This is a genomic window from Pseudomonas sp. NPDC077186, from assembly GCF_044543505.1.
Lineage (GTDB): Bacteria > Pseudomonadota > Gammaproteobacteria > Pseudomonadales > Pseudomonadaceae > Aquipseudomonas.
This window is the reverse complement of the sequence record NZ_JBITWE010000001.1, coordinates 1,399,769-1,413,735: the sequence shown is the minus strand read 5'-3', so window position 1 is coordinate 1,413,735 and position 13,967 is coordinate 1,399,769. Positions and strand designations below refer to the sequence as shown.

The following is a 13,967-nucleotide window of genomic DNA, read 5'->3' as shown; positions in this document are numbered from 1 at the left end:
TCCAGCAGCAGGCTAGCCGGGGATAAGGACTGCAGAAATAGCCAATTCGGTTGAATTTCAGTAGGCCAATCTGTTGTCCTGGCCGGGCCCTGTCGAGGAGTGCTCCATGGACCTGCATCTGGATATCGATCCCGCCCAGCCCCTGTCCGCGCAGATCTACCGCCTGCTGCGCGAGGCCATTCTCAGTGGCCGTCTGGCCGCCGGCGAGCGCCTGCCGCCTTCGCGTTACCTGGCCGAGCGCCTGCGGGTCTCGCGCAAGACCGTCAGCGACGCCTACGAGCAACTGCTGGCCGAGGGCTTCACCCGCAGCCGGGTGGGCAGCGGCACCTTCGTCAGTAGCGCGGCGCAGGCTCCCGCGCCGCCGCGGGCGGATGCCGGGCTGCTGCGGCCGGCCCAGCGCTGGCGGCGCTTGGCCGCGGCGGCGGGGGATGGCCCAGTGCGCGACTGGCGCTACAACTTCGCCGGCGGCACGGTGAGCATGCGCCGTTTTCCCCTCGATGCCTGGCGCACCAGCCTGCAGCATGCCCTGCGCCAGCAGGGGCAGGGCAGCGGCTTCTACGCCGATGCCGAGGGCCTGCCGGCGCTGCGTCAGGGCATCGCCCGCTATCTGGCGGCCAGCCGCGCGGTGCGCTGCGACTGGCGCGAGCTGCTGGTGACCCAGGGCGCGCAGCAGGGCCTGAGCCTGCTCGCCCAGGTGATGCTCGAGCCCGGCGCCCGGGTGGCCATGGAGGAGCCCGGCTACACCCCGGCGCGCCGTTGCTTCCTGGCCGCCGGCGCCGAGGTGATCGGCGTGCCGGTGGATGGCGAGGGCCTGCGCGTCGATCTGCTGCCGGCGGACGTGCGCCTGGTCTACGTCACGCCCTCGCACCAGTTCCCGCTGGGCATGCCTATGAGTCTGGCGCGGCGCCTGGCCCTGCTGCGGTGGGCGCGGCGCCAGCGCGCGCTGATAGTCGAGGACGACTACGACGGCGAGTTCCGTTTCCAGGGGCGGCCGCTGGAGGCGCTGCAGAGCCTGGATCGCCACGGCCTGGTGGCCTACCTCGGGACCTTCTCCAAGACCCTCTACCCACAGCTGCGCATCGGCTACCTGGCGATGCCGCCGGGCCTGCGCGAGGCGCTGGTGCAGGCCAAGCTGCTCGGCGACCGCCACAGCGACAGCCTGCAGCAGCTGGCGCTGGCGCATTTCATGGAGCATGGCGAGTTCGCCCGGCATATCCGGCGCATGCAGCGTCTCTACGCCGAGCGCCGCGAGCGCCTGCTGCAGCGCCTGCAGGGCGACCTGGCGCCCTGGTTGCAGCCGATAGTGGCGATGGCCGGTATCCATCTGGCGGCGCTGCTGCGCGCGGACGTCGACCCCGAGCGCCTGGCCGGGGAGATGGCCGAGCGCGGCATCGCTCTGGGCTTTATCGCGCCCTTCTATCAACAGGCGCCGCAGGCCGGCCTGCTGTTCGGCTTCGGCGGCATCGAGCTGGACGAGCTGGAGGCCGGGCTGGACGAGCTGCGCCGGGCGCTGCAGGCGGCCTGTCAGTAGACGCGCGCTGGCTCCGGCCAGTCCAGGGTGCCGCTGTCGCTGAAGCGGCGGGTGCCGAACAGGCCGCCGGCCAGCTTGCCGCGCAGCACGTAGGGCAGGCCCTGGCCCGGGCGATAGTCGGCGGCGCCCCAGGCCTGGCGTATGGCGGAGAAGGCGGAAATGCTCACCGGCACGCTGATCAGGGTCTCGCCGAAGCGCGGCACGCTGCCGCGCTGGTCGCTCACGCCGCTGGCCAGCGGCTGGCCGTTGACCTCCAGCTCCAGCGCCACACCGTCGAAGTCCACCGCGCTGTCGTTGGGATTCTGCACCCGCAGCTTGACCGCGAAGCGCATCTCCAGGCCCTGGCCGGGCAAGGGTTCCAGCCCGGCCAGGTCGATACGCAGCGGGTCGCGCTGGCCCAGGCTGGCGCAGGCGCCCAGGCCCAGGGCGAGCAGCAGGATAAAACAGAGGCGAAACAGACGGGGCATGGCGAGCTTCCGGATAAGCATTGGCTACAGCATAGAAGACAGTCGCCAGCCGCTTTAGCTCCTGGCCTTGCGTTGCCGACTGCCGAGCACCAGGGCGATACCGCCGAGCACCGCGCTGGCGCTGAGCAGCAGACGCAGGCTCAGCGCCTCGCCGAGCAGCAGGGCGCCACCGAGGGCGGCGAGGATCGGCACGCTGAGCTGCACGGTGGCGGCCTGGCTGGCGCGCAGGCCGGGCAGGGCGCTGTACCAGATGGCGTAGCCGACGCCCGAGGTGACGGCGCCGGACAGCACCGCATAGAGCAGGCCCGGCGCATCCCAGCTCAACCGCGGCAGCAGCGCCAGGGCCAGCAGCAGGGCCAGCGGTGCGGCGCGCAGGAAGTTGCCGGCGGTCACCGCCAGCGGGTCGCCCTGGCCGCGGCCGAGCAGCGAGTAGCCGCCCCAGGCGATACCGGCCAGCAGCATCAGCAGGGCGGCCGTCAGCGGCGGCGCGCTGGCGCCGGGCAGCAGCAGCGCGAGCAGGCCGCCGGCCGCCAGGGCGGTGCCGAGGCTGGCCGCCAGGCCCAGGCGTTCGCCGCGCCACAGGCCCCAGAGCAGCATGCTCAGCTGCACCGCGCCGAACAGCAGCAGGGCGCCGACGCCGGTGTCCAGTCGCAGGTAGGCAAAGGAGAAGGCCGCGGCGTAGGCGAACAGCGCCAGCGCCCCCGGCCAGCTGCCGGCCATGGGCTGGCGCGGCGCGCGCAGGCGCAGCAGCAGCCAGAGCGTCAGGGCGCCGGAGACGAGGCGAATGGCGGTGAAGCTGGCGGCGTCGATGGCCGTCTCGCGCAGGGCCAGGCGGCACAACAGCGAGTTGCCGGCGAAGGCCAGCATGGCCAGGGCGGTGAGCAGCAGGATACGCGGGGGCATCGGCCATCCTTGTGAGAGCCTGTTCAGAGCCTGCTGCGCGTCGGCACTGCTGCGTTAAAAACAGGCTCGGAATGCTCATTTACAACTCGTAAACTCCGCTTCCTCGCCTGTTTTTGCCTTGCATTGCTCTAGCTCGCGAGACTTTGAACAGGCTCTAAGGGCGTGACCGCCAGCTAAGCACAGCGCAGCCCTGGATGGGATTGGCCGAAGGTCGCAACTGCGTCGGCGCTCAGTCGTACTCGGCCTCGGCGTGATCGCCGAGCAGGCGCCGCTGGCGCGGGGTGCAGGCGGCCAGTACCGCCGGGTCGAAGCGAAAGTGCAGGTAGGGCGAGAACTTCTGCGCCACCATGCGCCGGCCGTAATGGATCTGCAGCAGATAGCGGCTGCGCGTGCGGCTCAGGTTGGAGCTGCCGGCATGCCACAGCTCGCTGCGAAAGAACAGCAGGTCGCCGGCGCGGCAGAAGATCGGCTCGGGCTCGTGGCCGCGCCAGTCACGCTCGCCGGCCGCGGGCGGGCGGCCGGCGCGGTGGCTGCCGGGGATGACCCGGGTCGGCGCCAGCTCGGCGTCGATGTCGTCGAGATAGAGCTGGGCGGTGCAGATCTGCATCGGCAGCTCGAACGCGGGATCGTCCAGCAGGCTCGGCGGCAGCGCCATCGGCAGATGGTCCAGGTGCAGCTCGCTGCCGACGAAGCCGGGGTGGCAGCGCCAGGCGGTCTGGCCGATCACGTGGCAATCCGCGCCCAGCGCCGCTTCGGCCAGCTCGATCACCTGCGGCAGGTCGAGGTAGGGCAGCCAGAACGGGTCGCGGTTGAACAGGCACTTGTAGTGGTCGAGGCTGCCCTGGTAGTCCCAGTGGATGGGACGCAGGGCATCGATGGCGGTGCGCAGCGCGGCGATGCGCGGCGCCTCCAGCACCCCGGGCAGCAGGACGAAGCCCTGCTGGTGCAGGGCCTGCAGGCGTTCGGCGGTGTGGCTGGCGATGAGCTCGGGCATGGCGCCGCTCCCGACGGTGACCAGAGCATGCTGGCACTCGCAAGCGGCGTTGCCCAGTCCTCGGCGGTGCTTAGAAGTGCGCCTTGACCAGCAGGCTGGCGGTGTTCTGGTCGGTCGGGCCGACGAAGTTGGCGCTGACGAAGCCGCCGTCCTCGATGCCGTACTTGTTCTTCCAGTAGTCGTACTCGATGCCGACGTACAGCTGCTTCTCGCCCCACTTCAGCGCCTTGCCCAGGTCGTACTTGATCTGCGGGTTGAAGTGCAGGTTGGCGTGGTAGTCGCCGCGGCTGTTCTCGTCGTTGTCCACCACCCAGTCCATGAAGCCGTCGATGAGGATGTCGGACTCGCCGACCGGGATGGTGTAGCTCCACACCGGGGTGATCTGCCAGACGTTGTCGCCGGGACGGCTGCCATCGGTGGTGCGCAGGTAGGTGTTGAGCTGGAAGTAGTCGAAGCCGGGGATGGCCAGGTCGAAGCCCGGGCCGATCAGGTAGGACTCGACGTCGTCCTCGCCGAACTCGTAGGTGGTGGCGATCAGCACGTCCTTGAGCGGGCCGAACGACAGGTCGGCGCCGCTGAGCTTGCCCAGGGAGAAGCGCGGGCTGAGCTCGCCGTAGAAGGTATGGCCGTCGCCGGCGCCGTTGCTGGCGTCGGTGTTGTACTTGATCGCGTCGACGAAGAAGAACAGGTCGCCGAAGCTCCAGCCGCTGGCGTGCTCGAAGGTGAGGGTCTGCTGGATCTCCGGGTCGATTTTGAAGTCGTGGCCGTAGAGGTAGGTCAGGCTGTTGTTCTGCCAGTGCAGCAGGTCGCCGGCGACGGCTTGGCCGCCCGCCAGCAGGCCGCCGGCGAGGATCAGCGAAGAAAGGGTGCGGTTCATGAAGGCTCCTGGTGTGTCGCGTGTCGTTATGGTTTTAAACCTGTCTACTTGGTCAGGCTGGTGCAGCTATAGCAAAAACGGCGCCAATTCTCGTGATTGGCGATAGTCCTTGCAAATCAATTGGATGGCTTGAATTTCGGTGCATGATGGCGGCGGTTCTTGCACCTTTTGCTGACCGCCTGGACAGAATCGGCCATAAGTTGGTGCGCATGGCCGTGGCGGTCATTGGTCGGCTGGAGTGGAAAAGCCATTGTCGGGCAGTATGACGAGGTTCATATAAGCGATTAAGATTATGACCGTAATCTAATTGGCTCGCTCAGAACCCTTAGTGGAGAACGCTATGAACGCTGCAAGCAAACCCGTCACCGCCCTGATCACCGGCGCCTCTTCCGGCATCGGCGCCACCTACGCCGAGCGCCTGGCTCGGCGTGGCCACGACCTGCTGCTGGTGGCGCGCGACGCCCAGCGCTTGCAGGCCCTGGCCGAGCGCCTGGGCGGCGAGTACGGCGTCGCCGTTGAGGTGCTGCCGGCCGACCTGACCGTGCCGGCCGAGGTGCGCAAGGTGGCGCAGCGCCTGCGCGAGGACGCGCGCATCGGCCTGCTGGTGAACAACGCCGGGGTGGCGATGAACGGGCCGCTGGCCGGCGCCGACCTGGAGCAGGTGGACGCGATGATCCAGCTCAACGTGGTGGCCCTGACCCATCTGGCCGCCGCCGCGGCCGCCAGCTTCGGCCAGGCCGGGCGTGGCGCCATCGTCAATATCGGCTCGGTGGTGGCGCTGGCGCCGGAGCTGTTCAACGCCGTGTACAGCGCCACCAAGGCCTATGTGTTGAGCCTGACCCAGACCCTGGCCGGCGAACTGCGTGGCTCGGGCGTGCAACTGCAGGCGGTGTTGCCGGGGGTGACCCGCACCGAGATCTGGGAGCGCAGCGGCACCGATGCCTCGGCGCTGCCGCCGTCGATGATCATGGAGGTGGGCGAGATGGTAGACGCGGCGCTGGCCGGCTTCGATCGGGGCGAGCTGGTGACCATCCCCTCGCTGCCGGATGCCGCCGACTGGGACGCCTTCGTCGCCGCCCGCGCGGCACTGGGGCCGAACCTGTCGCACAGCCAGGCGGCGGCGCGCTACAAGTGACGTCGAGGGGTAGGGTGCGCCGTGCGCACCGGGGCTGACGCTGGTCTTCGAATTGCCATGAAACCCGCCTGCGCCCGTGCGGAAAGCTGGTGCGCATGGCGCACCCTACATGAGGTTTCGGTGCGCCGCGTGCAACGCCTGCCTGGCCGTTAACTGCCCTGCGCCTGCTCGATCAGCAGGCGGCGGGTGGTCTTCAGCAGGCGGTCGGACAATTCGGGATCCTTGACGCTGCGCGACAGCAGCAGGGCGCCGACCATGGCCGAGAGCAGCAGCACGCTCTGTTCGGCGGCGTCGTCGCCCTTGAGATTGTCTTCGATCAGCGCCAGGCGATTGCGGATCAGCGCGTCGGTGATCTCGCTGGCCTCGCCGCGCTGGCCCAGCTCGGCCGACATGGTCGGCAGCGGGCAGCCGGCACCGGGGTTGGCACGGTGCGCGCTGGACAGGTAGCTGGCGATAAAGCGCGGCAGCGGCGCTGCGGCATTCTCGGCCTGCTGCTCGGTGCTGCCGGCCAGGTCCTGCACGGCGTGGCGCAGGGCGGTCTCCACCAGCTCGTCCTTGGACTTGAAATGGGCGTAGAAGCCGCCGTGGGTCAGGCCCAGGGCCTTCATCAGCGGCTGCAGGCCGGTGGCGCCGATGCCGTCGCGGCGAAAACGCAGCGCGGCCTCGTCGATGATGCGTTGGTGGGTCTTGGCCTTGTGGTCTTCCGAGTAGCGCATGGGGGCTCCGGATGATTCAGATGTTGGCTGTCATCTTACACCCGCGGCCGCGCCTTGGCGCGACCGCGTTGTGCACTCAGGGCGCCGGCGGCGCCATATCGAGAATCAGGCAGGTGGTGGAGGCCACGGCGTAGAGGCGCTCGTCGACGTCGTACAGGCGTCCCTCGGCCAGCGCGGTGGAGCGCCCGAGGTGGATGATGCGGCCCTCGGCGCGCACCGGGCCGGCGCCGCTGCGCAGGGCGCGGATGTAGCTGACGCGCAGGTCGCTGGTGGTGTAGCCCTGGCCCGGCTTGAGCAGGGTGTGCACCGCACAGCCCATGCAGGAGTCGAGCAGGGTGGCGATATAGCCGCCGTGCACGCTGCCCAGCGGGTTGTAGTGACGCGCATCGGGCGTGCCCTGGAAGACGAAACGGCCGCTGGCCCACTGCAGCGGCACGAAATCCAACAGCTGGCCGAAGGGCGGGCTGGGCAGCTCGCCGCGGCCGATGCGGTCGAAGAACTCCATGGGCGCCATGCTGGCCACCTCGGCCAGGGCCAGGGTGCCGGGGGCGGCGAGATTGGCGCGCAGCGCCTGTTCTTCGGCGTGCCAGGCGGCCAGGCGGGTATCGCGGTCTTGCGGGTTCATGCGGGGTCTCCCAATTTTATGATGGACGACATTTAATCTTTCATATTATGGTTGAAATATAAATACCCCGAGCCGGAGATTCGTCATGCGTCCGTCCCCCTCCCGTCTGTTGCTGCTGCTCCTGATGCTGCTCACCGCCCTGGGGGAAATATCCACCCAGTTGCTGATTCCCGCGCTCGGCGCCCTGGAGCGCGGCCTGCACGCCGCGCCGGGCAGCAGCCTGCTGGCGCTGTCGCTGTTCGTCGCCGCCTTCGGCCTCGGCCAGTTGCTGCTGGGACCGCTGTCCGACCGCCTCGGCCGCCGTCCGGTGCTGCTGGCCGGGCTGTCGCTGTACCTGCTGGCGAGCCTGGGCATGTTGCTGGCGCCGAACATCGACGTGCTGATCGGTATGCGCGTGCTGCAGGGCTTCGGCGCCTGCGCCGCGCTGGTGCTGGCGCGCGCCATAGTGCGCGACGTGTGGCAGGCCGAGGCGGGTCCGGCCCTGGCGCTGACGGTGCTGGGCATGTTCGCCGCCATCGTCCTGTCGCCGCTGCTCGGCGGCCTGCTGACCCAGTACGGCGGCTGGCGCGCGCCGCTGGTGGCCAGCCTGGCGGTGGGCGGCGTGGCGCTCTTGGCGGTGCTCGGCGGCTACCGCGAGAGCCATGTGCAGCGCGACCCGCAGGCCGGGCGCTTGAGCCGCCTGGCGGGCGACTATCGGGATCTGCTGGGCAGCTGCCGCGCGCTGGCGCTGACCATCGCCGCCACCTACGGCGCGATGTTCGTCGTGGTGGCCGGCTCCTCGGCGGTCTATATCGGCCTGCTCGGCCTGAGCGCGGCGCAGTACGGCATGACCTTCGCGGCCATCGTCTCGGGCCTGCTCGGTGGCGCCCTGTTCACCCTGCGCAACGTGCAGCGCCTGGGGCCGCAGCGAGTGGTGGCCATCGGCGTGGCGCTGGTGTTGGCCGGCGCCGCCCTGACCCTGACGATCTACCTGCTGTTTGGCCTGTCGCTGCTCGGCCTGTCCCTGCCGCAGGTGCTGGTGACCCTGGGCGGCGGCATGCTGCTGCCGGCGGCGGTGGCCGGCGCGGTGCTTCCCAACCCGCAGCGCGCCGGGCTGGCGGCCGGGCTGATGGGCTTCGCGCAGATGAGCGGGGCGACTGTGAGCGGCCTGTTGCTGGCCTGGCTGCAGGATGGTTCGGCCTGGCCTATGGTTGCCTTGCACGCCCTGTTCGCCGCGCTGGCGTTCGCCGGCTTCCATCTGTTGCGCGCCCGCCCGATCCCAATCCCCGATGCAAGGAGAGTTTCGCCATGAGCAGCTACGACGTGGTCATCATCGGCGCCGGCCCCGGCGGCTACAACGCCGCCATTCGGGCCGGTCAACTGGGCCTGAAGGTGGCCTGCGTGGAGGGCCGCGAGACCCTTGGCGGCACCTGCCTGAACGTCGGCTGCATGCCGTCCAAGGCCCTGCTGCATGCCTCCGAGTTGTACGAGGCGGCGGCCGGCGGCGAGCTCAGCGCCCTGGGCGTGGAGGTGCAGCCGACGTTGAACCTGGCGCAGATGATGAAGCAGAAGGCCGCCAGCGTCGAAGCGCTGACCAAGGGTGTGGAGTTCCTGTTTCGCAAGAACAAGGTGGAGTGGGTCAAGGGCTGGGCGCGCATCGACGGGCCGGGGCGGGTGCAGGTCAAGCTGCCCGAGGGCGGCGAGCGCCTGCTGGAGACGCAGCACATCGTCATCGCCAGCGGCTCCGAACCGACGCCGCTGCCGGGGGTGGCGATCGACAACCAGCGCATCCTCGACTCCACCGGCGCGCTGTCGCTGCCCGAGGTGCCGGGGCACCTGGTGGTGATCGGCGCCGGGGTGATCGGCCTGGAGCTGGGCTCGGTATGGCGCCGCCTGGGCAGTAAGGTCACCGTGGTGGAATACCTCGAGCGCATCTGCCCCGGTCTGGACGGCGAGACCGCCAAGACCCTGCAGCGCACCCTGGGCAAGCAGGGCATGAGTTTCAAGCTCGGCACCAAGGTGACCGCTGCCAAGACCGGCAAAACGGGGGTGACCCTGAGCCTGGAGCCGGCCGCCGGCGGGGCGAGCGAGACGCTGGAGGCCGACTATGTGCTGGTGGCCATCGGCCGCCGGCCCTATACCCAGGGCCTCGGCCTGGAGAGCGTCGGCCTGAGCACCGACCGGCGCGGCATGCTCGCTAACGACAAACACCAGAGCGGCGTGCTCGGCGTGTGGGTAATTGGCGACGTCACCGCCGGGCCGATGCTGGCGCACAAGGCCGAGGACGAGGCGGTGGCCTGTATCGAGCGCATCGCCGGGCATGCCGCCGAGGTCAACTACGGGGTGATTCCCGGGGTGATCTACACCCGCCCGGAGGTGGCCAGCGTCGGCAAGGGCGAGGAGGAGCTGAAGGCCGAGGGGCGCGCCTACAAGGTGGGCAAGTTTCCCTTCAGCGCCAACAGCCGGGCGAAGATCAACTACGAGACCGAGGGTTTCGTGAAGATTCTCGCCGATGCCCACACCGACCAGATTCTCGGCGTACATATGATCGGCCCGAGCGTCGGCGAGCTGATCGGCGAATACTGCGTGGCCATGGAGTTCTCCGCCTCGGCCGAGGACATCGCCCTGACCTGCCACCCGCACCCGACCCGCTCGGAGGCCGGGCGCCAGGCGGCCATGGGCGTGCACGGCTGGACCATGCAGGCCTAGGGGGGCGTGCGCACCAGCATCGCCAAGTGCCCGGCAGGCGGTGCGCGTAGTGCACCCTGCGAGCGTTGTGCGTCGCTCAGGTAGCCCGGATGCAATCCGGGAAATACCTCAAACGGCCCCGGATTTCATCCGGGCTACGGCGCTGCAGCGAATTCAGAGCACATGATCGAGATTCACCGCCTCCCCCGGCTTGGCATGCAGCTTGGCGCGGATATCGGCGAACACCTTGTCGTACTCGTCGTGGCCGCGCATCACCGGGCTGGCGTTGATCGGCAGGCCGTGACGGGCGGCGACGCGGGTGGCGGCGCTGGCGAAGTTGAAGGCGACGTCGCGGTGCAGTTCGAACTCCTCGTCGAAATGCCGGCCCTGCACCTCGCCGACCAGGCGCATATGCAGCATCGGGCCCTGCGCCGGGTCCTGGCGCACCTGGTAGTAGAAGTCGACGGAGAAGGGCGGCGCCAGACGCAGGCTTTCCGGGCGGTCGAGGTTGTCGCGGTGCAGATGGCCTGGGGTGAACATGCTGAACGTCCCTGCAACGTGGCGAGCGGGGGCATGGCCCCGCGCCGGGGTCAGTGGTAGCGGATGCCTGCGCAGTCGAGGCTGATGCGGGTGCCCGAGGTGCCCTGGACGATGGCCTCGATGTTTTCCAGCGAGCCGATCACCGCGGTGCTGCCGGTGTTGCGGGCGAACTCGCAGGCGGCCTGCACCTTGGGCCCCATGGAGCCGGCGGCGAAGCCGAGCTTGTCGATCTCGTCGGGGTGGGCGGCGGCGATGGATTTCTGCGTCGGCTTGCCCCAGTCGACATAGGCGGCGTCGACGTCGGTGGCGATCACCAGCAGCTCGCAGGCCAGTTGCTCGGCCAGCAGCGCCGAGCACAGGTCCTTGTCGATCACCGCCTCGACGCCGCGCAGCTTGTTGCCGTCGTACATGGTCGGGATGCCGCCGCCGCCGGCGCAGATCACCACGCTGCCTTTCTCCAGCAGCCACTTGATCGGACGGATCTCGAAGATGCGTTGCGGCCGGGGGCTGGCCACCACGCGGCGGAACTTGTCGCCGTCCGGGGCGATGCTCCAGCCTTTCTCGGCGGCCAGACGCTCGGCCTCGGCCTTGTCGTAGACCGGGCCGATGGGCTTGGTCGGCTTCTGGAAGGCCGGGTCGGCGCTGTCCACCTCGACCTGGGTGAGGATGGTGGCGAAGGGCACCTCGAACGGCAGCAGGTTGCCCAGCTCCTGTTCGATCATGTAGCCGATCATGCCTTCGGTCTCGGCGCCGAGCACGTCCAGCGGGTAGGGGTTGCTGGCATCAAAGGCGGCGCCTTGCAGGGCCAGCAGGCCGACCTGCGGGCCGTTGCCGTGGGCGATCACCAGCTCGTTGCCGGGCGCCACCTTGGCGATCTGCTCGCAGGCGATACGCACGTTTTCCCGTTGGTTTTCCGCGGTCATGGCTTCGCCGCGGCGAAGCAGGGCGTTGCCGCCCAGGGCGATGACGAGTCGCATGATGTTCTCCTTGTCGCTCGGATTGAATCCGGGGTTGTGATCCGGGGTTCGGCGTCGTCTGCCAGACCCTCTCCCCCGGCCCCTCTCCCATGAATGGGAGAGGGGAGACAAGCTCATTCCCGGATTGCATCCGGGCTACCTGAACCTAAATATCCGCCAGGGTCGAGACCAGGATCGCCTTGATGGTGTGCATGCGGTTTTCCGCCTGCTCGAAGGCGATGTTGTAGGGCGACTCAAAGACGTCCTCGGTGACCTCGATGCCGTTCTTCAGGTTCGGGTACTGCTCGGCGATCTGCTTGCCGACCTTGGTGTCGCTGTTGTGGAAGGCCGGCAGGCAGTGCATGAACTTGGCCCGCGGGTTGCCGGTGGCCTTCATGATGTCCATGTTGACTTGATAGGGCAGCAGCTCCTGGATGCGTTCGCCCCAGGCCTCGACCGGCTCGCCCATGGACACCCAGACGTCGGTGTGGACGAAGTCCACGCCCTTGACCGCTGCCTTGGCATCCTCGGTGAGGGTGATGCGTGCGCCGCTTTCCTCGGCGAATTTCTTGCAAGCGGCGACATGTTCGTCGCTCGGCCACAGCGCCTTGGGCGCGGCGATGCGCACGTCCATGCCCAGTTTGGCGCCAATGAGTAAGAGTGAATTGCCCATATTGTTGCGCGCGTCGCCCAGGTAGGCGTAGCTGATCTCGTGCAGGGCCTTGTCGCTGTGCTCGCGCATGGTCAGCACGTCGGCGAGCATCTGCGTCGGGTGGTATTCATCGGTCAGGCCGTTGAACACCGGTACGCCGGCGTAGCTGGCCAGTTCCTCGACTATTTCCTGCTTGAAGCCGCGGTATTCGATGGCGTCGTACATGCGCCCGAGCACGCGGGCGGTGTCCTTCATCGATTCCTTGTGGCCGATCTGCGAGGAGCCCGGGTCGATATAGGTGACGTTGGCACCCTGGTCGTAGGCCGCCACCTCGAAGGCGCAGCGGGTGCGGGTGGAGGTCTTCTCGAAGATCAGCGCGATGTTCTTGCGCTTGAGGTGCTGCTGCTCGGTGCCGGTGTACTTGGCGCGCTTGAGGTCGCGCGACAGGTCGAGCAGGTAGCGCAGCTCGCGGGTGCTGTGATGCATCAGGCTGAGCAGGTTACGGTTGTGCATGTTGAAAGCCATGATTCTTTGCTCCGTTGGCAATGGCAACTGTAGGGCGGACATGCCGAAGGCTTGTCCGCCGCCTCTCCTGCGCAGGTGGACAAGGCTGCGCCATGTCCACCCTACGGACTCGAGTCCGTCAGTAATCGATCGGGTCGCGGATGATCGGGCAGGTCATGCAGTGACCGCCGCCGCGGCCGCGCCCCAGTTCGCTGGCGCTGATGGTCACCACCTCGACGCCGGCCTTGCGCAGCAGGGTGTTGGTGTAGGTGTTGCGGTCGTAGCCGACCACCACGCCCGGCTCCAGGCAGACCACGTTGTTGCCGTCGTCCCACTGCTCGCGCTCGGCCTCGTAGGCGTCGCCGCCGGTTTCCACCACGCGCAGTTTCTTCAGGTTGAGCGATTCGGCGACCACGTCGAGGAAGGACTTGTCCTCGCGGCGCAGGTCGATGCCGCCGGGGCGGCTCTCGTCCGGGCGCAGGACGAAGGGCACGATGGAGTTGGCCACTTCCGGGAAGACGGTCACCAGGTCGCGGTCGCAGAAGCTGAACACGGTGTCCAGGTGCATGGCCGCGCGCGATTTGCCGAGGCCGGCCACCACCACCCGCTCGGCTGCGCCCTTGGCGAACAACGCCTGGGCGACCTGGCCGATGGCCTGGTGCGAGGTGCGCTCGCCCATGCCGATCAGCACGGTGCCGTTGCCGATCGGCATCACGTCGCCGCCCTCCAGGGTGGCGGCGCCGTGATCCTGATCCGGGTCGCCGTACCAGATCTCGAATTGCTCGTTGACGAAGTCCGGGTGGAACTTGTAGATGGCCGTGGCCAGCAGGGTTTCCTGGCGGCGCGCCGGCCAGTACATGGGGTTGAGGGTGACGCCGCCGTAGATCCAGCAGGTGGTGTCGCGGGTGAACTGGGTGTTGGGCAGCGGCGGGAAGACGAAGCTGGACTCGCCCAGATAGGCGTTGAACATCTTCGCCGCGTCTGAGTCCTTGTGCCTGACCAGGTCGGCGCCGGATACGCCGCCGATGAGGAACTCGGCGATCTTGCGCGCCTCCAGGCCCTCGATAAAGGCGCGCACCTCGCCCTGCAGGCCGAGGCCGACGCTATTGGGGGTGATCTTGCGGTCGAGGATCCACTTCAGGGCATCGGCGTTTTTCACCGTTTCCTCGAGCAGGTTATGCATCTCCACCACCTCGATGCCGCGCTCGCGCATCTTGGTCATGAAGTCGAAGTGGTCGCGCTTGGCCTGGGACACCCAGATCACGTCGTCGAACAGCAGTTCGTCGCAGTTGTTCGGGGTCAGGCGCAGGTGGGCCAGGCCCGGCGAGCAGACCATCACCTTGTGCAGTTTGCCGGCTTCCGAATGGACGCCGAGGGCTTTCTTGGACATATCGAACTCC

At 68.4% G+C, this 13,967-nt stretch carries 14 protein-coding genes; 4 read left to right on the top strand and 10 right to left on the bottom strand.

Going from position 1 to position 13,967, the window contains the following annotated elements:
- Positions 1-106 precede the first annotated feature (106 nt).
- Positions 107-1,531: a PLP-dependent aminotransferase family protein gene (locus ACIGKL_RS06660; RefSeq protein WP_397485899.1), complete on the top strand. Its 1,425-nt coding sequence runs from the start codon at positions 107-109 to the stop codon at positions 1,529-1,531.
- Here ACIGKL_RS06660 and ACIGKL_RS06655 read toward each other — a convergent pair.
- The 4 genes from ACIGKL_RS06655 to ACIGKL_RS06640 form a co-directional block, all read right to left on the bottom strand.
- Entirely contained in the window at positions 1,525-1,998 is a 474-nt protein-coding gene (locus ACIGKL_RS06655) for an LEA type 2 family protein (protein ID WP_397485898.1), read from the bottom strand. The two genes, ACIGKL_RS06660 and ACIGKL_RS06655, sit on opposite strands and share 7 nt — an antisense overlap.
- Before the next feature lie 54 nt (positions 1,999-2,052).
- Entirely contained in the window at positions 2,053-2,901 is an 849-nt protein-coding gene (locus ACIGKL_RS06650) for an EamA family transporter (protein WP_397485897.1), read from the bottom strand.
- A 229-nt stretch (positions 2,902-3,130) separates the two neighbouring features.
- The gene (locus ACIGKL_RS06645; RefSeq protein ID WP_397485896.1) at positions 3,131-3,895 is read right to left on the bottom strand and encodes a phytanoyl-CoA dioxygenase family protein; all 765 of its coding nucleotides are present in this window, start codon (positions 3,893-3,895) and stop codon (positions 3,131-3,133) included.
- A gap of 70 nt (positions 3,896-3,965) precedes the next feature.
- Positions 3,966-4,772, bottom strand: a complete 807-nt coding sequence (locus ACIGKL_RS06640) for an outer membrane protein OmpK (RefSeq protein WP_397485895.1) — start codon at positions 4,770-4,772, stop codon at positions 3,966-3,968.
- A gap of 340 nt (positions 4,773-5,112) precedes the next feature.
- Between ACIGKL_RS06640 and ACIGKL_RS06635 the strand changes: the two genes are divergently transcribed.
- The gene (locus tag ACIGKL_RS06635) at positions 5,113-5,907 is read left to right on the top strand and encodes an SDR family NAD(P)-dependent oxidoreductase (protein WP_397485894.1); all 795 of its coding nucleotides are present in this window, start codon (positions 5,113-5,115) and stop codon (positions 5,905-5,907) included.
- Between the two features lie 149 nt (positions 5,908-6,056).
- Here the strand turns inward: ACIGKL_RS06635 and ACIGKL_RS06630 are convergent, their stop codons facing one another.
- Entirely contained in the window at positions 6,057-6,623 is a 567-nt protein-coding gene (locus tag ACIGKL_RS06630; protein WP_397485893.1) for a TetR/AcrR family transcriptional regulator, read from the bottom strand.
- 76 nt (positions 6,624-6,699) lie between these two features.
- The gene (locus ACIGKL_RS06625; protein WP_397485892.1) at positions 6,700-7,248 is read right to left on the bottom strand and encodes a PaaI family thioesterase; all 549 of its coding nucleotides are present in this window, start codon (positions 7,246-7,248) and stop codon (positions 6,700-6,702) included.
- 85 nt (positions 7,249-7,333) lie between these two features.
- On the opposite strand from ACIGKL_RS06625, the gene ACIGKL_RS06620 reads away from it, so the two are divergent.
- Positions 7,334-8,539 carry an MFS transporter gene (locus ACIGKL_RS06620; RefSeq protein WP_397485891.1) on the top strand — a complete coding sequence of 402 codons (1,206 nt, stop codon included), beginning with the start codon at positions 7,334-7,336 and terminating at the stop codon, positions 8,537-8,539.
- Positions 8,536-9,936 carry a dihydrolipoyl dehydrogenase gene (gene lpdA, locus ACIGKL_RS06615; RefSeq protein ID WP_397485890.1) on the top strand — a complete coding sequence of 467 codons (1,401 nt, stop codon included), beginning with the start codon at positions 8,536-8,538 and terminating at the stop codon, positions 9,934-9,936. Before ACIGKL_RS06620 ends, lpdA begins: the two co-directional genes overlap by 4 nt.
- A gap of 153 nt (positions 9,937-10,089) precedes the next feature.
- On the opposite strand, the gene ACIGKL_RS06610 is transcribed toward lpdA, so the two are convergent.
- The 4 genes from ACIGKL_RS06610 to arcA form a co-directional block, all read right to left on the bottom strand.
- Positions 10,090-10,455: a DUF5064 family protein gene (locus ACIGKL_RS06610; protein WP_397485889.1), complete on the bottom strand. Its 366-nt coding sequence runs from the start codon at positions 10,453-10,455 to the stop codon at positions 10,090-10,092.
- Positions 10,456-10,505: 50 nt separating this feature from the next.
- A complete protein-coding gene (arcC, locus tag ACIGKL_RS06605; protein WP_397485888.1) occupies positions 10,506-11,432 on the bottom strand; it encodes a carbamate kinase in 927 nt (308 codons plus the stop codon).
- Positions 11,433-11,577: 145 nt separating this feature from the next.
- Positions 11,578-12,588, bottom strand: coding sequence for an ornithine carbamoyltransferase (locus ACIGKL_RS06600; protein WP_397485887.1), 1,011 nt, complete (start codon positions 12,586-12,588; stop codon positions 11,578-11,580).
- Between the two features lie 118 nt (positions 12,589-12,706).
- A complete protein-coding gene (arcA, locus tag ACIGKL_RS06595; protein WP_397485886.1) occupies positions 12,707-13,957 on the bottom strand; it encodes an arginine deiminase in 1,251 nt (416 codons plus the stop codon).
- Between the last annotated feature and the right edge of the window lie 10 nt (positions 13,958-13,967).